This is a genomic window from Vreelandella sp. 2A-K22 (assembly GCF_054065485.1).
The window spans coordinates 79,648-105,235 of the sequence record NZ_JBSUGC010000016.1; the positions used below are offsets into that span (position 1 = coordinate 79,648).

Sequence of the window (25,588 nt, forward strand, 5' to 3'; positions counted from 1 at the left end):
ATTTAAGATTGGTTTTTCACGCGGTTTATTCTGACCGTAATAGCGGCCAAATTCGTCGGTCACGGCGGTGAGGAGGCTTCCTACGGGGGGCGAGAACCAGTAAAGTGTACCGCTCCTGTCGCCGAGCGGCAGCCATGAGCCTTATCTTGTACGACAGTGCCTAGATCTTGGGTGGTTGGCACTAATGTTTGTAAATTGTGCAGAGGATGGTTGTGAAACTTTTGATATTGGATGCCGGCCACTGCTTAAACTTGGCACTGGCTCGGGAAGCAAGCCGTCGCGCCGATACGGAGTTAGTCATTGAACAGGGTACAATCATTACCGCCTCTCGTCTTGAGGCGATAGCCCCCGACGCCGTGATTATTCCACCGTTGGCCCATCCACTGAATATGGCGCCAGCGGATGTGACGGCGCATGCCGATGCGGTAGATATTTGTCTGGATGCCTGCCAGGCGCAAGACGTAGCGTTGATATGGTGTGTCTCCGATCAGCTCTATGAAGATGGTTTGGATGTCCCCATTGATGAGCATGTGGTGCCCGCGCCACGGGATGATAGCTTGCGCCGTCTGGTGCAGACCGGTGATCGCATCCGTGCGGAGTTTCGGCGTCATTTGATTGTGCGCTTAGGCCCGCTGTTTGCGCTGGAAGGAAGCCATGCGTGGCTAAATGACATCATTGGTGATTTGGTACTCGGGAAGGCAGTGCGCGCTGCGGAGGATGTGATTTTTTGCCCGACCTCCGCGGATGCCGTTGCCATGGCGCTGATTGGCATGCTACAGCAGCAGGTCAGCGGTGCTGAGGCTTGGGGGGCTTACCATCTTGCTGGCACCGAGCCGGTCAGCGCCTTTACCTTTACCTCCATGGTGCGTACTCAGCTGTTAACGCACCTTGAGGGGCGCGGTGAGCAGATTACCCTCGGCGAGGTTCAGCCGCTTAAACATCATCATGATGCAAAGCTACGGCGCGTTTTGAACTGCCGGCGTGTGCTGGATGTGTTTGGCGTTCATCAAAAACCGTGGCGGTTAGAGGCTGGGCGTATGTTGGATACGTGGTGTTTAACCCGTGAAAGTAACCGTGTCAGCAATACAGGAGCGTCGGCTTGATAAATGTGGTTCGCAGCTTGGTCTTTTATGCTGGCTACTTTTTGGCCATGCTGATGATCGGCATCCTGTTTCTGCCCATTGCGCCGTTTCTTCCACTGTCTGGCCGCTACCGATTGCTTAATTTGTATAATTACTTTTTGATGGTGTGGTTTCGTATTGCCTGCGGGGTGCGCTACGACATCCAAGGGCGGGAAAACCTGCCCAGTGGCCCGTGTGTGATTCAAGCCAACCACCAGTGTGAGTGGGAAACCGTGTTTCTACAGGTGATGAAGCCACCGGTATGTACCGTGTTAAAGCGCGAATTACTGCGCCTGCCGATCTTTGGCTGGGGGTTGCGTCTGCTTCGCCCGATTAGTCTGGACCGCTCGAAACCAGCACGGGCGATGAAGCAAGTGCTTACTCAAGGCGTCGAGCGTTTGGGAACGGGGCTTTCAGTACTGATTTTTCCTGAAGGGACACGGGTAGATCCAGGCATCCGCAAACGCTATAACAAAAGTGGCAGCGTGGTGGCGTGTCGGGCAGGGGTGCCGGTATTGCCGGTGGCTCATAATGCGGGTGAACGCTGGCCAGGCCGCCACTGGGTTAAGCGGCCAGGCGTCCTGCGTGTGCGCATTGGTAAGCCGATTGAAACAGCCGGGCGTATGCCCGATGAAGTGCTCGCAGACGTCGAGGCGTGGATTGAAGCGCAGTTACAGGAAATTTCAGACGTGCCACGGCCTACCTCTCGGTAACCGTCTTTTGCGTATACGTTACGCCTGTACATAAAAGCCTGAGCATAAAAACGGCGCCCAATGGGCGCCGTTTTTATGCTTATCATGCGAGTAGCCGTACTAGCGTTAGTCGTTGAAACGCTGGAAGACTAAACACGCATTGGTACCGCCAAAGCCGAAGCTATTAGACAAGGCACGTTCTATCGTCACGTCATCGCGGCGTTCGGTGACAATATCAAAGCCGTCGGCCTGCTCATCCAAATCGGTGATATTCGCTGAGGCGGCAACAAAGTTGTGTTGCATCATCAGCAGTGAGTAGATCGCTTCCTGTACACCGGTAGCCCCCAGGGAGTGGCCGGTGAGCGATTTGGTCGAGCTCATGGCGGGTGTTGTATTCCCAAACACTTCGCGTATCGCCTTCAGTTCGGCAACATCGCCGACGGGTGTCGAAGTGCCATGGGTATTGATGTAGTCAATATCACCATCGACCGTTGCCATCGCCTGACGCATGCAACGCGTAGCACCTTCTCCCGAAGGGGCGACCATATCATGGCCGTCAGAAGTCGCGCCGTAACCCACCAGTTCGCCATAGATCTTGGCGCCGCGGGCTTTAGCGTGCTCGAGTTCTTCCAACACCAGCATGCCACCGCCGCCGGCGATAACAAAGCCGTCACGAGCTTTATCGTAAGGGCGTGAGGCCTTTTCAGGGGTATCGTTGTAGTGGGTAGAGAGCGCACCCATGGCATCAAACAAACAGGAGAGGGTCCAGTGCTCCTCTTCTCCGCCACCGGCAAATACCACATCCTGCTTGTTAAGCTGAATTTGTTCCATCGCGCTGCCAATACAGTGTGCGGAGGTCGCGCAGGCAGAAGAGATGGAGTAATTGACGCCTTTGATTTTAAACGGCGTTGCCAAGCACGCTGACACAGTGCTACCCATTGTCCGAGTGACGCGATAAGGACCAACGCGGCGCAGACCTTTTTCGCGCAGTATGTCGGCTGCTTCAACCTGATTAGCGCTTGAAGCACCGCCAGAGCCCGCAATAAGCCCCGTACGCTCGTTGGAGACCTGCGCTTCGCTTAGCCCAGCGTCTTCGATGGCTTGGGCCATAGAAACGTAAGCATAGGCCGCCGCGTCGCCCATAAAGCGGAGCAGTTTGCGGTCAATGAGTGCTTCAAGATCGATATCGACGCTGCCTGCCACATGGCTACGGAAGCCACGCTCGGCATACTCTTCCTTAAAACGAATACCGCTACGCCCAGTTTTGAGCGCGTCCAGGACCTGTCGTTGGTCGTTGCCAAGGCACGATACGATGCCAAGGCCGGTGACTACCACTCGTCGCATGGGAGCCTCCTGTTCAGAAATTCGCAGTGGAGGTAAATAGGCCAACGCGCAGATCATTAGCCTGATAAATGTCGCGTCCGTCGACGGTTACGGTGCCGTCGGCGATACCCAAGATAAGACGTCGGGTAATAATACGCTTAATATTAATGCTATAGGTCACTTTTTGTGCATCCGGCAGGATCTGTCCGCTGAATTTAACTTCGCCGCAGCCAAGCGCACGTCCGCGACCAGGGTGGCCTAGCCAGCCCAGGTAAAACCCGACTAGCTGCCACATGGCGTCTAACCCTAAACAGCCAGGCATAACGGGATCCCCAGGGAAGTGGCAGTCAAAGAACCACAAGTCAGGCGTGATATCCAGCTCGGCGATCAGCTCGCCCTTGCCATGCTCACCGCCCTCTTCGTGAATGTGCTTGATGCGATCAAGCATCAGCATGTTAGGAGCCGGGAGCTGTGCATTTCCGGGGCCGAATAGCTCGCCGCGGGAGCAGGCCAGCAGTTCTTCGCGATCAAAGGAATGTTGCTTGGTCACTGAATCGTTCCGAATATCAAATTGGTTGTGTGGCTAGTCTACTTCCCGAAACCGCTGAATGCACGTAACAGGCTATTTATCGTCCATCACTAGAGATTTTAGCGGGTTGGCCGATAGCACTAAAAGTGAGCGGCTTGGCTCATTAATAACCGATTATGCACAATAAGTGTTCCATTGCCGTAATATAGAGTATCCAAGTGACTTATTAGGCGGCATGATCAGCATGGCACCTAACGCTAATTTTTATCTGAGTTAATTTGTATAGGGTATAGCGAATCGCCATGTGGCTTCCTGTTTCACTCAATCGTCCGTTAGTTTGGGTCGCACTGACGGCGCTTCCCGCCTGTGTTTGGATACCTGATGCGATGCTACGTCTGGTGGCAGCATCGCTGGTCGCGCTTGGGCTGTGGGACGCCTGGAAACAAGTGCGTCAACAGCAGCTACGTCTGCGACTGTCGCAAGATACGTTAAGACTTGCCAGCGATGCCATGGTGATTAGCGATGCGCAAAATCGCGTGATGGTGGTTAACCCAGCATTTACCGAAATTACCGGCTATGCCAGCCAAGAGATTCAAGGGCTGAAGCTGGAGACACTGGCAGCCCCGCGCCATGACAAAGCCTTTTATCAAACGTTTTGGAGTACGCTAAAAAGCACCGGCCGCTGGGAAGGTGAAATGTGGAGCCGCCGTAAACACGGCGACGAGTACCCCGAGTGGCTAAAAGTCCGTGCCGTGACCGACAAACGCGGCAACATTACCCATTTTATTAATTTGTTTGCCGATATTTCGGCACAAAAAGCTCGTGAGCGCGATTTACGCCGTATCGGCTATGAGGACCCTCTCACTGGGCTGCCTAACCGTCGCCGTCTCCATGATCTGCTTGCCTCTCGGCTGCGCCATTTACGCGCAGGTGAGAGCCTGGATATGGCGCTGGTGGATATAGATGGTTTGAAATCAGTCAACGATAGCCTGGGGGTTGAGCAGGGTGATCGGCTGTTAGCACGTTTTGCCCAGCGGCTAACAGGCTATGTAGCAGGGAGCGTGGTAGGGCGCCTGGGCGGCGATGAGTTTATGGTAATCCGTACCACCACTTTTGACGATCACGACCAGTGGGTAGCCACCCTGCGTGAGCATATGAGTCGGCCCTTTGAAATTAACGACCACTCGCTGCGCTTAGGGCTCACGATTGGCAGCTGTCGCGTGCCTGAAGATGGTAACGACTCCGGCGTACTCTTCCAGCGCTTAGAGTCGGCGCTTTATAGCGCCAAACGGCTAGGACGTAACTTAAGTCAGCGCTTTCGCCCGGCGCTGGATAAGCAGGATAATCCTCAACTGGCGCTGGTCAGTGACCTGCGCGCCGCGCTTATTTCCGGTGACCAGTTGGAACTGCATTATCAAACCCAGCATGACCCTGCCAGCGGCGAGCTGGTGGGCATGGAGGCGTTACTGCGTTGGCGCCATCCCAAGGATGGCATGATTTCCCCAGGCGACTTTATTCCGTTGGCCGAGAGGCATGGTTTAATGAGTCAACTGGGCGCCTGGGTGATCGAAAAAGCCTGTGCCCAGCAGGCCCATTGGCGTAATAGTGCTATGCCCAAGCTAACAATTTGGGTCAATATTTCGGCACTGCAGCTGTTTCAAGGTGACCTGGAGAGCCAACTGACGACCTGCCTAAAGCGTTACCAACTGAAGTCTTCGCAAATTGGCTTAGAGCTGACGGAGTCGGTGCTACTCGACGAGCGTGCGGGGGATATGGGGCCACGCTTGCAGGCGCTACGGGATCAAGGCTTTGCGATTGCCATCGACGACTTTGGTACGGGCTATTCGTCGCTTGGCTATTTGAAGCGCTTGCCGGTGGACAAAATTAAACTCGATCGGGCCTTCATTAAAGAGCTGCCGCACGATCAGGCGGACGCCTCGATTGTTAAGGCGGTGCTAGCGATGGCGGAAGGCATGGGGCTAGGAGTGATTGCCGAAGGTGTTGAAACCAAAGAGCAGTGTCAGTTCTTGGTTAATGCCGGGTGCACGTCCGTACAGGGGTTCTACTTTGCTCGGCCGCTTGCCGCCGCTGAGTTGGAAAAACGTCTGGTGCCTGCACCAGTCACCGTCCCCTCTGCCTCATAGGCTTAAAATAGCTAATACCCACACAAAGCAACGCCCAAACGAGCGCCTGAGCGGGCAGTAACCAAGCCGACAGGGTCACCTCTGCCAGTAGTGCGCCGCCATAATAAGAGAGTGGGCCACTAATGGCACCACATAGCGCGGCTAGCAGCGGGTAGCGCCACAGCCAGGCCAGTGAGTGATAGACCAGGGTGGCAAACAGCGGCCAGAGCATCCATAGCCATAGCGGCAGAAGCCCTAGCACCAGCGTTTGATCGTTAAAATCGAAACCACCTAGTAATTGCAAGCCTCCATCAATCACTAGTCCCAGCAGCGCAAATCCGGCGATAAAGCGCCACTCTCCGGGCCACGCGCAGCGCCATAGATGCCAGGCCAACAGGCTGCCCCCTGCAAAGGCTGCTACCCATGAACCACCGAGTACGCATAGTAGCCAGCCAGCCTCAAAGCGCAGGGCATTCAACACCAGCGTCTGCCACTTGCACGATACCATTTAGAGCGCACCTGTGAGCGGAAGGGGTTTCGCCGCGGGTTTCGCCAGCAGTAGGTGGCAGGTGCCGATGGAGCGCTCGATAAAACCACCCTCGCAGTAGCACAGGTAGTAACGCCACATGCGAATAAAGCGCTCGTCGTAGCCCAGTGTTCTCACCTGCTCCAGGCTGGCTTCGAAGCGGTGGCGCCACTCGCGTAATGTGCGCGCGTAATGCGGGCCAATTTCATCCAGCGCGACGATGTTCAGCGACGTTTTACGCATAACGCTGGTTAACATGGCGTGGTGCGAGGGAAGAAAGCCGCCAGGAAAAATGTAGCGCTTGATAAAGTCCATATCGCGTTTAGCTTCTTCAAAGCGCTGATCGCGGATGGTGATGGCTTGCAGCATGGCCTGCCCATCGTCGGTCAGCAGGCTATCCAGCTTGTTGAGGTAGGTATCGAGGTACTGATGCCCCACCGCTTCAATCATCTCTACCGAAATGAGCCGGTCATAGCGGCCGGTCAATTCCCGGTAATCCTGCTTAAGCAGGGTGATTCTGTCCTCCAGCCCCTCTTCCATGATGCGTTTTGCTGTATGGGCGTGCTGCTCGTCCGAAATGGTGGTTGTGGTGACACGGCAGCCACGGGTTTTGGCTGCATGAATCGCCAGCCCTCCCCAGCCAGTGCCAATCTCTAGCAGGTGATGCTCGGGCTGCACATCGAGCTTTTCCAGCATCAAGTCGAGCTTGTAGGTAGAGGCCTCTTCCAAGCTGGCTTCGGGATAGGGAAACACGGCGCTTGAATACATCCAGTGGTGGCGATCTAAAAACGTCGAAAACAGATCGTTGCCAATATCGTAGTGGGCGGCAATATTGCGTTTCGAGCCAGTTAGGCTGTTGCGCTGAAAGCGGTAGGCGGCACCCAGCAGCCAGCGGGCAATGCGAGCGCTGCCGTTCTCCATTTTCCCATTCACATGCTCAAGGTTGGCAGCGAACAGCCGTACCAGGGTGACCAGATCGTCGGCGTCCCAATCGCCGTCCATGTACGATTCTGCAGCCCCCACTGTACCGCCAAAGGCAAGGCGCTTCCAGGCACGGGAGTGGCGAATCACCACGGTCACTTGCAACGGGCCTTGTTGACCTAAGTGATGACACTGATCGCCTTCAATCAGGGTGATACGACCGCCGCGAAAGGTGTCCAGTTGGGCCATTAGGCGTGGCTTTAGCCACTTGGTTAAGCGGCTTTCGGCAACCGGTTGAAGGTTAGGGGGCGTGGAACGCAGGGTCGTCACTTTGAAGTCTCCTTGCGCTTGGGGTGGTTATAAACGGGGACGCGCTTCAGCCACAGGCGAAGTGCTTCAAAATGAATACCCGCAATGGTTTTCAGGCTCATCCATGGCTGGCGAGCCAAGGCTTTTAGCAACGTGCCGCGGGTGGCGGGTGAGGCGTCAAGGGTCAACGTGGCATCAAAATGGCACTGCTGATCCTGCCAATTTTCCATATGCAGAAAGAGCTTTTCGCCGGGTGCATTAAACTTCCAACGGTAAGTCATCTCCATGGGGTTAAACGGCGAGACGTGGAGGTCTTTATCGAAATGCGCTTGGTGACTATGGCGTGAGGGATCCACCGCGCTGGCGTAGCGGGTGCGTTCCCGCCAGGGCATGTTGGTGACCTCACTCAATACGGCTGTCAGTCGCCCCAGATGGTCGTAGGCGTAGTAGACGGAAATAGGATTAAACATGCAGCCTAATGTACGCAGCTGGGTAAGCACGCAGATACGGCCATTAGGTGCACTTCCCAACTGCCGAATTAGCTCTTCGCGAACGGCGGTTTTTAGCGGGCGGTCAACCGGGCCCAGATAGTCTTCGCGGCGAAAGCGTGCCAGCGCAGGGCGACGGGTACTAAAGCCGGGCACTTTGTCGAACAGCTCGGGCAGCTCGTCCAGATCCAGCCAGGCCATCCATAGCTGGTAACTAAAGGCGTGGGATTTGGGCGTAAAGCGCCGGTGGCGTAGGGTGCCACGATAAATACGCGAGCGTGGCTGGGTGGTTATCCCAGCTGTCATTTCAGTCAGCATGCTAGCCATCAACTCAGCCCCTCGACACCTTGCGGCGTTAGCAGCTCATGGGCAGGCAGCGCGGAAGGTGGCGCAGGCGGCGGGGCGGCTTCATCACAGCCTAACGCTTGCGCCACCCGCAGTGCGCTCCACACGCCGTCTTCGTGGAAGCCGTTACGCCAGTAAGCACCGCAAAAGTGGGTGCGATGGGCCGTAGACGAAATGTCGGCGTGTCGTGCCTGAGCCGCCTGGCCAGCCAGGGTGAACTGGGGGTGTGCGTAAGTGTAGCGGCCCAGCACCTTGTTTGGATCAATGCTGGCGCTGTCGTTCAGGGTCACGCAAAAAGTGGTGTCGCTCTCTATCCGTTGAAGGATATTCATAGCGTAAGTGACCGATACCCGTGCTTCGCTATCGCGCTGATCCAGGCGGTAATTCCAGCTTGCCCAGGCGCGCTTGCGCCGCGGCAGCAGGGCGGTGTCGGTATGTAGCACCACTTCGTTATCCTGGTACGGCATGGCGCCGAGGATCGCTTTCTCGTCGCCGCTGGCGTCGCCCAGCATGGCCAGGGCCTGGTCGGCGTGGCAGGCGAGCACTACTTGGTCAAAGCGCTGGGTTCCGGAGGGCGTGGTGATACTAACGCCGGTACTGTTGCGGGTAATTCGGGTGACCGGTGTATTGAGGTGAATACGCGATGCATAGGGCGCCGTCAGACCGGGGATATAGCTTTTCGAACCGCCCACCAGGGTGTACCACTGGGGGCGATGGTTGACCGATAGCAGGCCGTGATTGCGAAAAAAACGCACAAAAAACGCCAGCGGGAAAGCGCGTAAATCACTGATGCTGGCCGACCAGATGGCAGCCCCCATGGGCAGTAAGTAGCGCTGCTGAAAATCGCGGTTGTAGTGGTTGCGATCCAGGTATTCACCCAGGGTTATATGTTCGGGAAGCTGTTGGCTCTCCAGCGCGTTGGTGGCCTGCTTGTTAAAGCGCAGAATGTCGCCCAGCAGGCGATAAAAAGAGGGATTAAACAAATTGCGTCGTTGGGCAAACAGCGAGCCCAAGGTATGACCGTTGTACTCAAAATCCCGCGCTGTTTCATGTACCGAGAAACTCATTTCGGTGGCTTGTGAGGCGACGCCCAGGGTGGCCATAAGGCGCTGAAAGTGCGGATAGGTCCAGTCGTTAAAGACAATAAAGCCGGTATCAATAGCGTAGGAGTCTTCCGCAACGTTCACGTCCATGGTGGCGGTGTGCCCTCCCAGGCGTGAATCTGCTTCAAACAGCGTGACGTCATGTTGGGCGGAGAGGTACCAGCCTGCTGCCATGCCGCTAATACCGCTGCCAACAATGGCAATACGTTGTGATGCCCCAGAACTTTGCGATGCCATGGCGCTCATGACGACTCCTTTTGGCTGCGGGTCATGCGCAGGCCAATCTGACGGCGCACAGTGGGGGGCAAAATGCCCAGCAATTTGACCAGATAGGTAAACCGGCGTGGAAAGTGGATATCCAGCCGCCCCTTCACCAGCCCCGCGATAATGGCATCAGCTGCTTGCTCTGCCGTTACCTGCATCGGCATAGGGAAGTCATTACGTTCGGTGAGCGGCGTTTTCACAAAGCCAGGGTGGATCAGGCTGACCTCAATGCCCTCCTGATCAAGGTCTAAGCGCAGCGACTCTAAAAAGTAACTTACCGCGGCTTTAGACGCCCCATAGGCTTCCGCACGAGGTAGCGGTAAATAGGCTGAAGCGCTGGAGGTGGCGGCTAACCGAGCCAGGAGACCCTCTTTGCGCGCCGCGCGCAACAGCGGCAGTGCGGCTTCGACGCCGTACAAAGTGCCGAATAGATTGGGCTTCAAAACCCGCTCGACTAAGTCCATATCGAACTGCTGAGCATTCAGATATTCGCAGGTGCCGGCATTAAAGAGCGCCAAATTTAACGCCCCGAGCTGCTCGCGGATGTCGTTACCCGCCTTGAGCACTGCTTGACGGTCGCTGATATCCAGCGGGAGAGGGTGGGCATTGGGGTGGCCCCGGCACAGAGCTTCGAGTGCTTCGTCACTGCGCGCGCTAAGCACTACCTGGTGGCCTTGGGCGATGAGCTTACGCGCAAGCGCTTCACCAATGCCGGAGGTGGCACCGGTTAACCAAATGCGTTGGGGCGTTTTCCATGTGCTCATTAAGCCTCCTCGGGTGCCCTGCGGTGATGTTATCGCTTAGGCAAGGCGTTTTTTTAACCAGCGAATGGCGCTTCCCATCAGCGGTAAATGTTCGTAAAGCATGGCGCCCGCATCAAAATAATCGCGATGACGCTCCACGCGCCCATCGGCGGCAAAGGTAAGTGCGCTACAGCCTTCCACATTGACAGGCTGGCCACCTGCCAATCGGGGATGAATAAACGTCATGCTCCAGGTGACAAATGCTTGCTGACCCTGTAACTGTCGAGTGTGGTAAGTGAAGTGGCACTGCTCGACATTTTCATACATGGTTGAAAAATAAAGCGCTAACGCGTCGCGACCTTCAATATGGTGCAGCGGGTCACTAAAAATTATATTTTCAGTATATACCTCGTATAGCTTTTCTGTACAGGTATTGTCTAGTTTATTAAAAAAGGCGCAGAAGGCCTCTAATACCGCAGGCTCAGCCATCACGGTCTCCCTAGTAGTTGCTACAACAGATTTATTTAGAGAGCGATTTAAATGCCTCTAAGGCGCGCTGACGTGCTGCCTTGTGATCGACAATAGGCGCTGGATAATCGACGTCGCTAAGCAGATCATGAGGTGGCGCGTGGCGCGCTTTGGCGGGTAGTTTGGCAAGCTCAGGCAGCCAGTGGGCAATAAACTCACCGTCCGCATCAAAACGGGTGGATTGGGTGGTGGGATTGAAAATACGGAAGTAGGGCGCAGCATCAGTACCCGTAGAGGCCGCCCATTGCCAGCCGCCGTTATTGGCGCAGAATTCACCGTCAATCAAGTGGCGCATAAAAAAGGCTTCACCGCGTCGCCAATCAATCAGTAGATGTTTGCTTAAAAACATCGCCGTGATCATGCGCAGTCGGTTATGCATCCAGCCGGTGTTCACTAATTGGCGCATGGCGGCATCAACAATGGGATATCCCGTACGCCCCTCGCACCAAGCCTGAAAGCCTTCGTCATCGTCACGCCAAGCTAGTTGCTTGGTATGCTCCTGAAAGGGCTGGTAGCGGCACACCTGTGGAAAACCCACCGCTACGTGCTGATAAAATTCTCGCCAGACCAGCTCGTTGACCCAGGTAGTAAGGCCGATATCGCCATCGGCTAAGTGACCGCCGTTTTCGCTCATCACCGCTTGTAAACATTGGCGATGGGAGATCATGCCTAGCGCTAGATAGGGCGACAGTTCACTGGTGCCGCGCACCTTCGGTAGGTCGCGCTGGGCATTATAGTGACGACCACGAAAGCGTAGGAAGCGCGCTAAGTTATCCGCCGCGGCATTTTCACCGGCTGGCCACAGCTGCCCATCGATAGGGGAGCTATCAAGCTTGGGAAGTTCAGGCAGCAGGTCGCTTTGAATATCCAGCGCCGCTTGTACCTGTGGCGTCGCGCGCAGCGCCAACTGATCAGCGCTGACCTGCTTGTGCCACGCCTTGGAGAACGGTGTAAATACCCCGTAGTAGTCGCCCTTCCCGGTTAGCAGGCTGCCGGGGGCAAACGCTATGGCATCGTGGTAGCCATGTGCGGTAATCCCGGCCTGTTTGAAGGCGTCTTGCACAGCCTGGTCGCGGTGGCGCTCATTGAGCGCGTACTCGTGATTGAAGTGCAACTGCTCAACATCATATTCGCGAGCGATCTCAAGCAGCACCTCGGGTGCCTGGTCATAACGTTCAATATCGCGATGCAGCAGCGGAATATTCAAACCGTTAAGCGCCGTTTTGACGCTAGCGACGCCGCGCGCCCAAAAATCCAGCTTATTAGCGCCGTGGCCATGCGCTTGCCACTGAGGAATGCTGCGCAAAAACACCGCTATCACAGGGCCCTTAACCGCGGCGGCGGCGAGGGCACTGTTGTCGTCAATACGCAGGTCGCTGCGCAGCCATATCAACTGATGCTTTATAGGCTTTCCGGTCATAGGGGCCTCCTGCGACACAAAAAAATGGCCGGTCGCCACGAAGGCGAACGGCCAGAATGAAGGCGCGCTGGTTAGAGTACGCCAGACTCGCGTAACAGTGGGCGCAACCGGGCAATCGCCTGAGGCAGGTCATCGCCCAGCATGTGTACTGGCCCATCGCGCAAATCGTTTTCGCGCAGACGAGCCACTTCGCCGCATACGCCGATGGGTACGTTAAGCGTCTCAGCCGCTTTAGGCAGCGCCTGGCTGATATAGCTATCGCTCTCCCGCTGACCGCTAGAGAGCAGCACCATGGACGAGTGCAGCCGCGCCACTGCCTGGGGAAGATCCTCAAGCGGCAGCGAGTGGTCAAGCATCTGCACCCGGTAGCCCTGCTCGCTGGCCATTAGCGCCGACATCAGTACCCACAGCGGGCCGGGGTCGTCGGGCATGGCGTTGAGTAGAATCAGCGGGCCACGGGTAGCCTGATTGGCATAGTGCAAGCGGATGCCCACCTGGCTGCGCAGAAAGGCTTCCAACGTGCGGCGAACAAGCTGGTCTGCCTGAATGGCCCACTTGGCTTCTAAGGTCAAAATAACTGGCTGCCAGAGTTCATTAATGGCCACGCTCAGTGGGTAGAGCGCCAAACTCTGATGATAAAACGCCTCCAGCTTGGCGAGATCCAACGCTTCGATAATAGCTTGCAACTGCTGGCGCTGGCTCGCCCAGTCTCCGGCATCAGGTGACGGGGCTTCAATTGTTTCTGGCTGGTCAAGCAAGTCGGCGACTTGACTGACCGGCACACCACGATTGAGCCACTGCAGGATGCGTTCGATGCGGGTGATGTCGTCCTGAGCGTAAAGACGATGACCTTTCGGAGTGCGCTGGGGGCGAATTAGCCCGTAACGTCGTTCCCAGGCGCGAAGCGTGACCGAATTCACCCCAGTTAAGCGAGAAACCTCGCGTATCGGATAGAGTGGCGTATCGGGGGGGTGGGTCGCCTTAAGACTCATGGGCGCCAGTACCTCTTCGTTGACTGCAGCGCGGCGCTGCAGGGGCTTGTTATTGTTCGCCGCGGCGAAGGTGATTCATGTTCCATTTAAAGGTTGCCTGATTTAAAAACTAAACATTAGCACGATACTGTATGCCCATTTGTACAACTTGTCGCTACCCGGTACAACCTTTATAAGAATCCTTCTTAATCATTTAAGCTCGCTCTTTATTGAACCGACCGGCCTATTAGCGCCTTTCCTAAACGGTGGCCGGATAGCCAAGCATCCTCAACGCGGCCGTCGCGGAAGCTGTCGCCGCACAGAGCCAGGCCACTTGCATTGTATAAGAAATCATGTGCGCAAGTAGTTGATGGCTGCGCATAGCGCCAGCGATAAGCAGCGCTTTTGATCATCATTGTGCGCCTGCCGGCCGCGTGAACTAGCCTGATAGGTAAGTGTCGGCTAGGCGGCTATGCAGGATTTCAACGATGCCACCAACAGGAGCAAAACCCCATGCGTGTATTAATCACCGGAGGCAGCGGCTTTGTCGGCCAGCGACTATGCCGGCAGTTAGTTGAACAGGGTCACGAGGTGCAGGTGGTCTCCCGCTCGCCTCACCAAGTGCGGGATCGTTTGCCGAACAATTGTGACATTCGCGATAGCGCCCAGGCGTTTATTGAATCGCCGCCGGACGCCTTGGTTAACCTGGCCGGTGAGCCGATTGCCGCCAAGCGCTGGAGCGATGAGCAGAAAGCCAAGCTGATTAACTCCCGGGTGGCGGCGACCGAGCAGTTGGTGGCGCTTTGCGAGCAGCTCAAAGCTAACGGCCAGCCGCTGCCCAAGGTGATGGTATCGGGTTCAGCGATGGGCTACTACGGCGATCAGGGCAAGCGCGTGGTGACTGAGAAGACCATGCCTAACGATGAGTTTGCCCATCGGCTGTGCAAACAGTGGGAGGCAGCCGCTAAGCCTATTGAGGCCATGGGCGTGCGGCTGGCGATTGTGCGCATTGGCCTAGTGCTAGAGGCGGGTGGAGGCAGCCTGGAGAAGATGCTGCCGCCGTTTAAGTGGGGGGTGGGTGGCCGCTTTGGCAGCGGCGAGCAGTTTATGCCGTGGATCCACCGCGACGATTTAGTCGCGGCGATCCTGTTTCTCATCAATCAAGAGGGCTTGAGCGGTGCCTTCAATGGCTGTGCCCCGCATCCAGTGACTAATGCCACCTTCACTAAAACCCTGGCCAGTCACCTCAATCGCCCGGCCATTTTCCCAGTACCCGCTTTTGTATTAAAAGCGGGCTTTGGAGAAATGTCGCGGTTACTGCTGACCGGAGCAGATATGCGCCCCGTGCGCCTGGAAGAGGCAGGGTTTAGCTTCCAATACCCCACCCTGGACAAGGCGCTTGAGGCGATCCTTTAGCGGTCGGCATCAACGGTGATAATCACCCGTACTGAGTCCAGCCGCAGGCGGGTGTTTTCAATGGCTTCGCTAAGTGCCTTGCGCTCATCTTTTAGCGCGTCGATTTCCGCACTGCGCACCGCCGGGTTGTGCTCAGCCAGGGCGGTTAAGCGGGCAATCTCGGCGTCCAACTGAGTGCGCATACGCGCTTCGGCGTTCTCGACGATGCTGGGCAACTGGCGCTCGGCTTCGCCTTCACCCTGCGTTAGCAGTTCACGCAGCTGGTCGTGACGGCTCTTGATCAAATCCCGCGCCAGCGACTTGTTGACCTTCTGCAGGTTTTTGCCCAAGCCGGTGAAGGAGATCTTGCTGGTCAGGTTGGCGCCCGATTCATCCAGCAGCAAACGCACCGCGGTGGGTGGCAGGAAGCGGTTAAGGTGCAGCTTCTTGGGTGCCGGGCAGTGAGTGCGAAACACCAGCTCGGCCATCAAGCGGCCGCTGGGAATGGCGTCGTGGCGCAGCAGAGCCAGCGCCGAGTTGCCCATGGTGCCATCCAGCACCCGACCCATCATTTCACGCAGCAGTGGGTGTTCCCAGGAGAGCCGCTGCACATCGTCACGGGCCAGCGCCTGGGAGCGGCTGTAGGTGGCGGTAAAGCCCTCTTCACCTTTAACCAGGCCCGGCAGGCCATCCAGCATATGTTGGCTGGGCTGCAGGTGCATTAAGCCCTTGCCGATCTCCTGGCTATCCACGCCGAAAATATCCAACGCTCGCTCAAGATAGCGCGGCAGGGCGGCGTCATCGTCAAGCTCGCGCACCGCGTCGATCACCTGCTGAGCGCGGGCGGGGCGGCAGGCGTTGAGCTCCAGCAGTCGGTTGCGGCCCGCATCGTGCTCCGCCAGCTTGGCGCTAAACATCGTGCGGGTTTCGGCGATGATCTCGTCAAGTGCCTCATCATCCAGCAAGGCATCAGCCAGGGCGTCACCAAAGGCATCAAACAGCTCGTTGCCGACCCCATGGGGGGCACTGAACGCATCCATACCTTCGTGGTACCAACGCAGCAGACGCTCGCCGGGGCTGCCCTCAAAAGTAGGAATATGCAGCTCAATAGCGTGGCGTTGACCGATGCGATCCAGGCGGCCAATGCGCTGTTCGAGCTGATCTGGGTGCTGGGGCATATCGAACATGACTAGGTGGCGGCAGAACTGGAAGTTGCGCCCCTCCGAGCCAATTTCCGAGCAGACCAGCACCTGTACGCCCTCATCCTCATCGGCAAACGCCGCCGCCGCGCGGTCACGCTCGATCAGGGAGAGGTCTTCGTGGAACACCGGAGCGTGGTAGCCGCCCAGCACCCGTAGCCCTTCAGCAAGGCCTTCAGCGGTTTCCCGGTGGTGGGCAATGACCAGGACTTTTTCGTTGGCGAAGCCGCTCTCACTGTCGTCGCTAAGCTTTTCCAGTAGCCAGTTAACCCGCGGGTCGATGTGCCACCAGTCTTCGCCATTGAGGGGATCATTGCTGAGCTCGCGGTAGGCCGCGTCGGGGTAGATCAGCACGTCGGGGTGATCCATGCCGGTCTCGATCAACAGCTCGTCGAGGTAGTCGTCGTCGCGCTCTAAGCGGCGCACCACGCGACGGTAGGCCGAAGGCAGCGCTAACGGTGCCAGGTTTAAGCGCCGCTCCGGGAAGCCTCCTACGTGACGGCGGCTGTTGCGGAACATCACTCGACCGGTACCGTGGCGATCCAGCAGCGCTTCGCTCAGCTGGTCGCGAGCGGTGTCCTGCTGCGCTTTGCTTGCCTCCGGGTTGCACAGGATGGCCAGCAGCGCCTGGCTGTCGCGGTCATCGGCTACCGCAGAGACGTCGGTACGGGCGCTAGGGTCGTCAGGCAGTGCCTCCAAGGCGTCGATGGCGCGGGCCACTTCGGTGTAGTGGCTCTCTTCGGCTTTGAAGCGCTCAAGATCGTGGTAGCGCTCGCTATCCAGCAACCGCAGGCGGGCAAAGTGGCTCTTGATACCCATCTGTTCGGGGGTCGCGGTGAGCAGCAGCAGGCCGGGAATCACCGCCGAAAGCTGTTCGACGCACCGATAGCCGGGGCCGCTGCCTTCTTCACTCCAGTCGAGGTGGTGCGCTTCGTCAACAATCAGCAGGTCGAACTGGCTGGCCAGTGCCTGCTCTTGACGCTGAGGGTTGGCAAATAGCCAGCCCTGGCTCGCTAGCACCAGCTGGGCGCTCTCAAAGGGGTTGGCGCTGCCGTGGGCCTGGCTCTGGGTTTCATCCAGTAGCGAGACGTTGAGCGAAAAGCGTCGCAGCAGCTCGACCAGCCACTGGTGAGTGAGGCTGTCGGGTACCAGAATCAGCGCCCGCTCAACGCGGCCATTGAGCAGTAGGCGGTGCAGAATCAGGCCAGCTTCAATGGTTTTACCCAGGCCCACTTCGTCCGCCAGCAGTACCCGAGGTGCATGGCGGTTGGCAACTTCATTGGCAATGTAGAGCTGATGGGGTATCAGGTCGATGCGCGGCCCAGAAAAGCCCAGCGCGCTGTGCTGCTCGATACGTTGATAGTGGTGCAGGGTACGAAAGCGCAAATCAAACCAGTCGTTGCGATCGACCTGGCCGGTCAGCAGGCGGTCGCGAGCCTGGTCGAACTGCATGGTATCGGCGAGTTTGGCCTCGGGCAGCTCGCGCAGATTGCCTTCCTTGTCTTCACCGATATAGGTGATCAGGCCGTTGGACTCTTTGCTGTCATCGACAACGATCTGCCAGCCGTCAGCAGAGAGTACGCGGTCGCCGCTGCCGAACATAACGCGGGTCAGCGGGGCTTGGCGGGTGTTGTAGGTACGGGTTTCCTGACTGGCACTGAACAAAATGGTAACGCTACGGGCGTCGCAGTTAAGCACGGTACCGAGCCCAAGCTCGGCTTCGCCGTCGCTAATCCAGCGTTGGCCGGGAGAAAAATCGCTCATGATGCCTCGGGAGAGTCTGCAAAACGGGTCGACTGCCGCCGGTAGTGAGCGCCGGCAGCAACAGGGCGGGGGATTCTAACGCAAAGCAGCGGGGGGATTAAGGTGTATCGGCATCAATCTTGTAACCAGCGATCCAGCTGGGCGCGAGTAAGCTCGCCAACGTGGATATCCAGGGTGTTCCCCTGGCCGTCGAACAGCACTGTGGTGGGCAATCCCGGTGCTTGAAAAAGCGCCATCAGCTGCTGGCTGGGGTCACGCAGGGCGTAGCGAAATTCAAGCTGCTGCTCATCCAGGTAGCGCACCATGGGCAGTAGGTCTTCGCCTTGGTTAGCAACCACCACGCTGACACCATCGCGTTTTGCGGCCTCCTCGAGCAGCGGCATTTCACGCAGGCAGGGAGGGCACCAGGTCGCCCACAGGTTGACGATAATCAGGTCAGCGTTGTCGGTCAGTGAGGGCAGATGCACGTCATTGCCTTCCACATCCTCAAGGGTGATCTCCGGTAGGGCGTCAACCGCAAAGTCATTGCCCAGGGGCGCCAGGGTGACCAGCACCAGCCATAGGCTGGAAGCGGCGATCAGCATGGCCATTGCTCCGCCCATGGCCAGTAACCGAGCCCGCAGCGTCCAGGCCGTCCATACCAAGCCAACCGTCATCCCCCACAGGCCATGGTAGCCGGGTTGCCAGACTTTGAGCGCTTCAAGCGGGGCGGCGCTATAGCTATCCAGGTTGAGCAGGATATGGCCCACTCGAGCGCCCACTAACCAAACAATAATAAGCCCGGTAAACCAGCGCTGCTGAGCCGGGCGAGGCAGCCCTAGCAAGAAGCGCGCGCAGAGCAGTAGCAGCAGCGCGCAGCCAACGGCGTACAGGCGTGGTAGCGAAATCAGTAGCGGGCCGAGAGCAATGGCGTTCATGGATTTCCCGTTCAGGTTTTCAACGTAGGTTTTTAATTTGGGTTCCCAGTTAAGCATGCTGCGAAGCAGGTACACTAGGAGACCATATCATTTGAGCTGAAAATTACGGAGACGTTATGCCCTCACCCGCTTTCGATAAGCTGCGCGCGCTAGCGATCGGATCCCAGGCGATTGGCTTGATCCTGATAATGACTCTGGAAACGGTGATGGGCAATGCGGCTCGCCCCTGGCAGGGTGTGGTGTTGGCCGCCATGCTGGTCACTGCGTTAACGATTGCGCTGGTGCGGCTTTACCGACGCAAACGCCTTCAAAAGCAGCTCGCTGAACGCAGGCGATACCTTGAGGAAGGCGAGGAGCGTTAGAAAGCGTTGCTTGTGTTTTTGCCGTTCCAGTTCCAGATTAATAGCAGCCTTAACGATTGTCCGCTGAGGCACACTAAAAAATTGCACAACTTTTTACGACACTGGGAGCGACAAATAATATGATCAATAAGCGCGCATTAGCCACCGCTGTGGCGGCCTCAACCCTGGCAATGACCGGGTTCGCACAGGCAGAGGTCAAAGTTGGCTTCTTGGGCGGCTTTACCGGGGGAATCGAAAGTTTAACGCCACCCATTTTTGAAGGTGCTCAGCTAGCTGTAGAGCAGATCAATGAGCAGGGCGGCATTCTAGATGGCCAAACGTTGGTGATGCCGTCTGGTGATACCACCTGTTCCGATGCATCGGCTGCCTCTAACGCCGCCGACCGCATGGTGAACTCTGAAAATGTCACCGCGATTGTCGGTGCGCTGTGTACTGGTGCGACCATTGCTGCGGCTAATAACGCCGCCATTCCCGGTGGTGTGTTGATGGTGTCGCCCGCTTCGACTGCCCCTGCGGTATCTGAGCTGGACGATAATGATCTCGTCTTCCGTACCGTGCCGTCGGATGCTTTCCAGGGCGAGATCCTTGCCAAGCTGTTGCTTGAAAAAGGTATCGACGCAGTGGCGGTCACTTATGTCAACAATGATTATGGTCAGGGGCTTTCTGACGCCTTTAGCGCTGCTTTTGAAGCCGGCGGAGGTGAGATTACTGAGAACCTTGCCCACGAAGATAACCGCGCGGATTATCGCTCTGAGCTAGGCTCACTGTCAGTCAGTGGCGTGGATACTCTCGTCGTGCTGGCCTACGCCGACACCTCGGGTCAGACCGTGCTGCGCCAAGCCTATGAAAGCGGTATGTTTACCCAGTACGTAGGTGCTGACGGCATGGTCGGCGATAGCCTTATTGAAGCCATCGGTGCAGACGTGCTGGATGGCATGATCGCCACGCGCCCCGGCAGCCCTGACCTGCCCGGTACCGATATCTTTATCGAAGCCGCCGAAGCTGCTGACTTCGATCCAAGCGCAGTATTTGCCGCCCAGGCCTACGATGCCGCTTTCCTGATCGCGTTGGCGATTGAGCAGAACGGCAGCGCGGAGCGTGAAGGCCTTTCCGAAGCGCTGCGTAGTGTTTCCAGCGCCCCCGGCGAGGTCATTCTGCCCGGCGAGTGGGAAAAAGCGGTTGAGTTGATTGCCGCAGGTACCGATATCAACTACGAAGGCGCCTCTGGCTCGCATGAGTTCGATGACAACGGCGACGTGCCTGGCGTGGTGGTCGAGATGGCTGTGGAAGACGGCACCTTTACCAGCAAAGGTCAGGTTGATCTTTAATTCTCAGCATTAGTGTTAAAAATGCCGGGCTTATTAAGTCGGGCATTTTTTATTTGGCATGGCCCACCTTGTTGTCCTTAATCTTCCCTGCAATTCCACGTGTGATAGGATCAGAATTAAATTCTGAATGTGTGGGGGGATGATTAAACCCATGAGTTATAAACCCCCGTTTACCATCACCGCCGATATTCTCAATCTGGTCGCAGAGATCAGCGAGCAAGTGGGCAGACTGAACGCTAATGCACTGGATGCTTCGCCTCAGTTGCGCAAGCAAAACCGCATTAAAACCATTACCGGAACGTTGGCGATTGAAGGCAATACCCTGACTGAAGAGCAGGTCACCGCGATTGTAGACGGCCAGCGCGTGATGGGGAGTGTGCGCGAGTTGGCTGAGGTCAAAGGGGCGATTCAGGCTTACGATGCCTTACCCAAGCTGCAACCTGATAGCATCAATGACTTACTCACCGCCCATGGCTTGATGATGTCGGATATTCTGGTAAATGCTGGCGAGTTTCGGCATAAAGCGGTGGGCATCCACAAAGGGAATGTAGTACATCATGTTGCGCCACCTGCTCATCAGGTATCGGGGCTAATGGCGGATTTAACCCATTGGCTAAAACAGGCTAAAGACCATCCTTTAATTACCAGCAGTGTATTTCATTACGAGTTTGAATTTATCCATCCTTTTAACGATGGCAATGGTCGCATGGGACGCTTGTGGCAAACGCTGATTTTGTCGCAATGGCATCCGCTGTTTTTATCGTTGCCGCTGGAAAGCGTTATTAAAGACAACCAGCAGCGCTATTACCAAGCGCTTGAACAAGCGGATCAGCAAGCCGAGAGCACGGCCTTTATTCATTTTATGTTATCGGTCATCGCTCAGACACTAGTACAAAACGCCCCTGTAAATGTCCCTGTAAACGCCCCTGTAAATGTCTCTGGGCTAAAAACACCTGAAGCGATCATGGCGTTAATTCAGCACAACCCGGCGATTACTCGCCAGCAAATAGCCGACACCACAGGGAAAGACATACGTACTATTGGCCGTGCGATGGCCAAGTTACAGCAAGCGGGCAGGTTGAAAAGAGTAGGGTCAGATAAGTCGGGCCATTGGGAAATTATCAGTGAGTGAGCCCCACCCCACGCTTTTCGTTATACGAGTATTGATTGTTACCAAAACTTGTCGTACTGAAGGCGCTTGGTGACCTGTTGCTGCCCGAAAGCGCGCCAGATCTGGCGCGCCGGGCTTAGCTCATAGGTCATATCAATTGTCCCATCAACTGTGACTTTTGATTTTCTCGGGTAGTAGCCCTTTGGGCGCGAAGCGCAGCACCATGGTGATCAATAAGCCAATCACCAGCACCCGTGCCTGCAGGGCGCGGCTATCCATATTGCCTGGTGTATCCCAGCCGAAAGCGCCTTCGCCAAAGGCCACCGCTAACTGCATTAAGAACAGCGCCAGGGGCTCGGACATAATCCAGATAATGTACACCGCCACGGCGCCAAAAATGGTGCCCAGGTTATTGCCCGGTCCGCCCAGGATCACCATCACCAACACCAGGAAGGTATGGTTGAGCGGCAGGTAGCCTTGAGGATCAAAGAGGCTGTTGAAGGTGCCCAGTATGCCGCCGCCCAAGCCCATCAGAATGCAGCCCAGCACGAAGATTTCCAGACGCCGTTTGTTGATATCCTTACCCATCGCCGCAGCGGAGACTTCATTGTCGCGAATCGCCCGTATCATACGGCCCCAAGGGGCGTTGTAGGCGCGATTGAGTAAAAAGAAGATTACCGCGATGATCACCGCCGTAAACGAAAGGTAGATCGCTCGTGAGAGCGTAAACCCCAGTTCGGCAGGCCCCGGTGTGGGCCAGGGAAGTGGGGAAACCGTAGCGGTGCCGCGGGTCAGCCAGTCGGAGTTCTTTAGAAACGCCTTGATGATCTCGGCAATGCCGAGGGTGGCTATCGCCAGATAGTCGCTGCGCAAGCCCAAACAGATATGGCCAATAAAGTAGCCGACGCCACCCGCCAGCGCGCCACCGACAATCCAGCCGATCCAGGGCGGTAAGCCCAGCCCACCGACGAAGCCTGCCTGGCTTTCAATCGCATCAGTGACTTCACGCAGCTGGCTAATCACCACGAGGTAAAGCACCACACCCAGCACCACCGCGATAAACGTACGCAGGGGCTTGGGTACGCCCAGTCGATCCAGCTTGCTGGCGCCAACAATCAATACAATAGCGGCTGCGCCATAAAGCAGCACGCGGCCAAATTCGCCGGGTAGCGCCGTGCCCCAGAAGGCATCGTTGACCGGTACACTGAAAAACATCGCACAGAAGCCACCCAGGGCGACAAAGCCCATTACCCCGGCGTTGAACTGACCGGCATAGCCCCACTGGATGGTTAATCCCAGCGCGAGGATGGCGTAGCAGGCAGCTTCTACCAGCATGCGCGTGCTGTAGGCGGCGCCCATGATGGCGTAGACCGCCAAAACCGCTACGAGCAGCACACCAAACAGAATCAGCTCGCGCAGCGGGAAGCGACGGGCAGACGTGGCGTCTTGGGGAGTGTAGGCAGGGTTGCGCGTTTTTTCTGAGTTGCTCATTAGATCACCTTGCCCTTAAAGAGTCCGGTGGGACGCCACACCAAAATGGCTACCAAAATGAAAAACGGCACCACAATTTTGTACTCGGTACCCACAAAGGCCAGATTCGACGGTAGCTCGAGCCAGGCGGGCAGGCTGTCGCGGAAGGGGCGCAGCAGCACGTTCCAGTTGAACACCGCCAGTGTCTCGGCAAAGCCGACCACAAAGCCACCGGCAATGGCGCCGTAAGGGTGACCAACGCCCCCCACAATAGCGGCGGCGAAAATGGGCAGCAGCAGAAAGAAGCTCAAATCGGGTTTGAAGGTAACGTCTAAGGAGAGCAACGTTCCGGCAATAGCCGCCAGCGCTCCGGCAATCATCCAGGTCACTGCCACGATGGTATTGGTATTAATACCCGATGCTTGGGCCAGCTCAGGGTTATCCGACATGGCGCGCATTGCCTTGCCTAACCGCGAACGGTTAAGGAAAAGGTGCAGTGCGACGACCGCAACGATGGTAATCACGAACAGGTAAATCTGCGGCTCGGTAACCACAATCGGAGCCCGGGCACCCTCGAAGGGCAGCGCAATACGGAAGATCTCTTTACGGTCGTCGACATATAAACTCTGCCCGCCGGTGCCCGAAAAGAGACGGATCAAGCCCTGCAGAATCAGCGTGACCCCCAGCGAGCCAATCACCAGCACAATCGGTTTGACACCATGGGCACGTAGCGGTTTATAGAAGGTTTTATCGATCCCCACGGCCAAAGCAGCGGTGAGCAGCATTGCCAGCGGCAGCATTAACACGGCGGTGGGTACACCTAGGCTGGCGCCAGCCGCCGGAAATAGCGTGGTGAGTAACAGCACCATAAAGGCGCCGAAGGTCATCATGTCGGCGTGGGCGAAGTGGGCAAAGCGCATAATGCTGAAAATCAGCGTTACCCCAATGGCCCCAATGGCATAAATAGAGCCGCTGACGCTGCCCGAAATCACCACATTATTGATGAAAAAAACCAGTTCGTTCACGTCTATCTCCCTGGGGCTAGCCGCCCAAAAAGCTTTTGGCGACATCGGGGTCGGCGAGCAGTGCCGCCCCAGTGTCGGTAAAGCGGTTTTGGCCAGCAGCCAGCACAAAGCCCTTATCGGCTATCGCGAGTGCCTGTTTGGCGTTCTGTTCCACCATCAAAATACCCACGCCAGCGGCGTTGATCTGTTTGACGCGGTCGAAAATCTCATTCATATACAGCGGCGACAGCCCTGCGGTGGGTTCGTCCAGCAACAGTAGGCTCGGCTCGGCCATCAGAGCGCGGCCCATGGCGACCATTTGGCGCTGTCCACCGGAAAGCTCACCGGCAGGCTGGCGGCGCTTTTCGTACAGCGGTGGGAAAAACTCATAGATCTGAGCGAGCATGCGCTTGACGTTTTGCGGCTTTAAAAAGGCGCCCATCTCCAGGTTTTCCTGCACCGAAAGGCTGGGGAAAACGTTCTTCTCCTGGGGCACGAAGCCCATGCCGCGCTGCACCAGCTGGTTAGGCGGCAGGTTTTGGATGGGCTGGCCGTTAAGCAGTATCTCGCCCTGATTAACATGCAGCAGGCCAAAGACCGCTTTCAGCATGGTGGATTTACCCGCCCCGTTAGGGCCGACGATAACACCGACCTCATCGGCTTCCAGCGTCATGTTTACCCCGTTAAGGATATTCATGCCGCCATAGCCGCCGTGCACATCCCGTGCGTCGATTAATGGCCTGGTTGTTGATGACATAAGCAAAGTATTCCAGCAAGGTCGCTTGGCAGCGACATCATTATATTAATTGGCTAATGGGAGAAAACGTCACGTTTAAGCGGCATCTGTACCGAAGTAGGCCTCGATGACCTCAGGATTATTCTGGATGTCGTTGATATGCCCCTCCACCATCACACTGCCCTGAGCCAGCACGATAACCGGGTCGCAAAGGCGGGCAATCATCTCCATGTCGTGCTCAATGACCAGAAAGGTGTAACCCATTTCGCGGTTGAGCCGCTCAATATTGCCGATCAAATCACCCAGCAGGGTGCGGTTTACCCCGGCGGCGATCTCATCAAGTAGCACTACCTTGGCGTTGGTCATCATGGTGCGGCCAAGCTCCAGCAGCTTCTTTTGCCCTCCGGACAAATTACCCGCCAGCTCGTTGCGCACATGGTGCAGGCCAACAAAGTCGATGACTTCCAGGGCGCGGCGGCGCACCTCCGCCTCTTCTCGCTGCACTTTGCCGGGCTTTAGCCAGGCACTGAAAAGGTCTTCACCGGCTTGCTTGGGCGGTACCATCATGAGGTTTTCCAGCGCGCTCATCTGGCTGAACTCGTGGGCGATCTGAAAGGTGCGCAATAAGCCGCGATGAAAGCGCTGGTCGGCGCTGAGCGAGGTAATGTCTTCTCCATCAAGCAGCACATGGCCGCTGTCAGGGGTCAGGGCGCCAGCAATGAGATTAAACAGGGTTGATTTACCTGCGCCGTTGGGGCCAATCATCCCGGTAATGGAGCCCTTCTCCACTTGAATGGAGCAGTCATTAATCACCTGTAGGCCGCCGAACGCTTTGTTGACTCGCTGTACTTCAATAAGAGGGGTCATGGTGTCTCCACGCGATACAGGCGGCTAAT

Annotated in this window: 23 protein-coding genes; 7 read left to right on the forward strand and 16 right to left on the reverse strand. The window is 56.8% G+C overall.

Translation table 11 applies throughout. The annotated features are described in order from the left end of the window. Window positions 1-212: 212 nt before the first annotated feature. The gene (locus tag ACW17M_RS20080) at window positions 213-1,103 is read left to right on the forward strand and encodes a sugar nucleotide-binding protein (RefSeq protein WP_022520898.1); all 891 of its coding nucleotides are present in this window, start codon (window positions 213-215) and stop codon (window positions 1,101-1,103) included. Beyond that, window positions 1,100-1,834 carry a lysophospholipid acyltransferase family protein gene (locus ACW17M_RS20085; RefSeq protein WP_022520897.1) on the forward strand — a complete coding sequence of 245 codons (735 nt, stop codon included), beginning with the start codon at window positions 1,100-1,102 and terminating at the stop codon, window positions 1,832-1,834. The genes ACW17M_RS20080 and ACW17M_RS20085 overlap by 4 nt, the downstream gene beginning before the upstream one ends. 105 nt (window positions 1,835-1,939) lie before the next feature. Here ACW17M_RS20085 and fabB read toward each other — a convergent pair whose 3' ends face one another. Next, entirely contained in the window at window positions 1,940-3,157 is a 1,218-nt protein-coding gene (gene fabB, locus ACW17M_RS20090; RefSeq protein WP_022520896.1) for a beta-ketoacyl-ACP synthase I, read from the reverse strand. Window positions 3,158-3,170: 13 nt separating this feature from the next. Beyond that, a complete protein-coding gene (gene fabA, locus ACW17M_RS20095) occupies window positions 3,171-3,686 on the reverse strand; it encodes a 3-hydroxyacyl-[acyl-carrier-protein] dehydratase FabA (protein ID WP_022520895.1) in 516 nt (171 codons plus the stop codon). A gap of 281 nt (window positions 3,687-3,967) precedes the next feature. Here fabA and ACW17M_RS20100 point away from each other — a divergent pair, with 281 nt between their 5' ends. Further along, entirely contained in the window at window positions 3,968-5,809 is a 1,842-nt protein-coding gene (locus tag ACW17M_RS20100) for a putative bifunctional diguanylate cyclase/phosphodiesterase (RefSeq protein WP_022520894.1), read from the forward strand. On the opposite strand, the gene ACW17M_RS20105 is transcribed toward ACW17M_RS20100, so the two are convergent. The 8 genes from ACW17M_RS20105 to ACW17M_RS20140 form a co-directional block, all read right to left on the reverse strand. After that, window positions 5,787-6,296, reverse strand: coding sequence for a DUF2878 domain-containing protein (locus ACW17M_RS20105; protein WP_022520893.1), 510 nt, complete (start codon window positions 6,294-6,296; stop codon window positions 5,787-5,789). The two genes, ACW17M_RS20100 and ACW17M_RS20105, sit on opposite strands and share 23 nt — an antisense overlap. Then, a complete protein-coding gene (locus ACW17M_RS20110) occupies window positions 6,297-7,565 on the reverse strand; it encodes an SAM-dependent methyltransferase (RefSeq protein WP_233974755.1) in 1,269 nt (422 codons plus the stop codon). Then, window positions 7,562-8,359, reverse strand: a complete 798-nt coding sequence (locus ACW17M_RS20115) for a DUF1365 domain-containing protein (RefSeq protein ID WP_457548007.1) — start codon at window positions 8,357-8,359, stop codon at window positions 7,562-7,564. Before ACW17M_RS20115 ends, ACW17M_RS20110 begins: the two co-directional genes overlap by 4 nt. Then, entirely contained in the window at window positions 8,359-9,726 is a 1,368-nt protein-coding gene (locus ACW17M_RS20120; RefSeq protein ID WP_009288161.1) for an NAD(P)/FAD-dependent oxidoreductase, read from the reverse strand. The genes ACW17M_RS20115 and ACW17M_RS20120 overlap by 1 nt, the downstream gene beginning before the upstream one ends. After that, a complete protein-coding gene (locus ACW17M_RS20125; RefSeq protein ID WP_022520890.1) occupies window positions 9,723-10,508 on the reverse strand; it encodes an SDR family NAD(P)-dependent oxidoreductase in 786 nt (261 codons plus the stop codon). The genes ACW17M_RS20120 and ACW17M_RS20125 overlap by 4 nt, the downstream gene beginning before the upstream one ends. A 36-nt stretch (window positions 10,509-10,544) precedes the next feature. Beyond that, window positions 10,545-10,976 (reverse strand): nuclear transport factor 2 family protein, encoded by a 432-nt coding sequence (locus ACW17M_RS20130; RefSeq protein ID WP_022520889.1) that lies wholly within the window; start codon window positions 10,974-10,976, stop codon window positions 10,545-10,547. Between the two features lie 31 nt (window positions 10,977-11,007). Then, a complete protein-coding gene (gene phrB / locus ACW17M_RS20135) occupies window positions 11,008-12,420 on the reverse strand; it encodes a deoxyribodipyrimidine photo-lyase (RefSeq protein WP_101148326.1) in 1,413 nt (470 codons plus the stop codon). Between the two features lie 86 nt (window positions 12,421-12,506). After that, window positions 12,507-13,427 carry a MerR family transcriptional regulator gene (locus ACW17M_RS20140; RefSeq protein WP_027958781.1) on the reverse strand — a complete coding sequence of 307 codons (921 nt, stop codon included), beginning with the start codon at window positions 13,425-13,427 and terminating at the stop codon, window positions 12,507-12,509. A 492-nt stretch (window positions 13,428-13,919) separates the two neighbouring features. Between ACW17M_RS20140 and ACW17M_RS20145 the strand changes: the two genes are divergently transcribed. Continuing rightward, window positions 13,920-14,822 (forward strand): TIGR01777 family oxidoreductase, encoded by a 903-nt coding sequence (locus ACW17M_RS20145; RefSeq protein WP_457548008.1) that lies wholly within the window; start codon window positions 13,920-13,922, stop codon window positions 14,820-14,822. Here ACW17M_RS20145 and rapA read toward each other — a convergent pair. Together rapA and ACW17M_RS20155 are read right to left on the reverse strand one after the other, a co-directional pair. Next, complete coding sequence (rapA, locus tag ACW17M_RS20150) at window positions 14,819-17,764, reverse strand: RNA polymerase-associated protein RapA (protein ID WP_027958784.1); 2,946 nt, start codon at window positions 17,762-17,764, stop codon at window positions 14,819-14,821. The genes ACW17M_RS20145 and rapA overlap by 4 nt on opposite strands. Window positions 17,765-17,877: 113 nt before the next feature. Further along, a complete protein-coding gene (locus tag ACW17M_RS20155) occupies window positions 17,878-18,681 on the reverse strand; it encodes a TlpA disulfide reductase family protein (protein WP_039860236.1) in 804 nt (267 codons plus the stop codon). A 116-nt stretch (window positions 18,682-18,797) separates the two neighbouring features. Here ACW17M_RS20155 and ACW17M_RS20160 point away from each other — a divergent pair, with 116 nt between their 5' ends. The 3 genes from ACW17M_RS20160 to ACW17M_RS20170 all read left to right on the forward strand — a co-directional run bounded on the left by ACW17M_RS20160 (window position 18,798) and on the right by ACW17M_RS20170 (window position 21,503). Beyond that, window positions 18,798-19,043, forward strand: a complete 246-nt coding sequence (locus ACW17M_RS20160) for a hypothetical protein (protein WP_041158911.1) — start codon at window positions 18,798-18,800, stop codon at window positions 19,041-19,043. A gap of 119 nt (window positions 19,044-19,162) precedes the next feature. Further along, window positions 19,163-20,371, forward strand: a complete 1,209-nt coding sequence (locus ACW17M_RS20165; RefSeq protein WP_022520883.1) for an ABC transporter substrate-binding protein — start codon at window positions 19,163-19,165, stop codon at window positions 20,369-20,371. A 151-nt stretch (window positions 20,372-20,522) separates the two neighbouring features. Beyond that, a complete protein-coding gene (locus ACW17M_RS20170; RefSeq protein ID WP_457548009.1) occupies window positions 20,523-21,503 on the forward strand; it encodes a Fic family protein in 981 nt (326 codons plus the stop codon). A gap of 144 nt (window positions 21,504-21,647) precedes the next feature. Here the strand turns inward: ACW17M_RS20170 and ACW17M_RS20175 are convergent, their stop codons facing one another. The 4 genes from ACW17M_RS20175 to ACW17M_RS20190 all read right to left on the reverse strand — a co-directional run bounded on the left by ACW17M_RS20175 (window position 21,648) and on the right by ACW17M_RS20190 (window position 25,559). After that, window positions 21,648-22,973 carry a branched-chain amino acid ABC transporter permease gene (locus ACW17M_RS20175; protein WP_457548010.1) on the reverse strand — a complete coding sequence of 442 codons (1,326 nt, stop codon included), beginning with the start codon at window positions 22,971-22,973 and terminating at the stop codon, window positions 21,648-21,650. Beyond that, window positions 22,973-23,977, reverse strand: a complete 1,005-nt coding sequence (locus tag ACW17M_RS20180) for a branched-chain amino acid ABC transporter permease (RefSeq protein ID WP_027958790.1) — start codon at window positions 23,975-23,977, stop codon at window positions 22,973-22,975. Before ACW17M_RS20180 ends, ACW17M_RS20175 begins: the two co-directional genes overlap by 1 nt. Before the next feature lie 16 nt (window positions 23,978-23,993). Beyond that, window positions 23,994-24,713 (reverse strand): ABC transporter ATP-binding protein, encoded by a 720-nt coding sequence (locus ACW17M_RS20185; RefSeq protein WP_022520879.1) that lies wholly within the window; start codon window positions 24,711-24,713, stop codon window positions 23,994-23,996. A 75-nt stretch (window positions 24,714-24,788) separates the two neighbouring features. Continuing rightward, window positions 24,789-25,559, reverse strand: coding sequence for an ABC transporter ATP-binding protein (locus ACW17M_RS20190; protein WP_022520878.1), 771 nt, complete (start codon window positions 25,557-25,559; stop codon window positions 24,789-24,791). Between the last annotated feature and the right edge of the window lie 29 nt (window positions 25,560-25,588).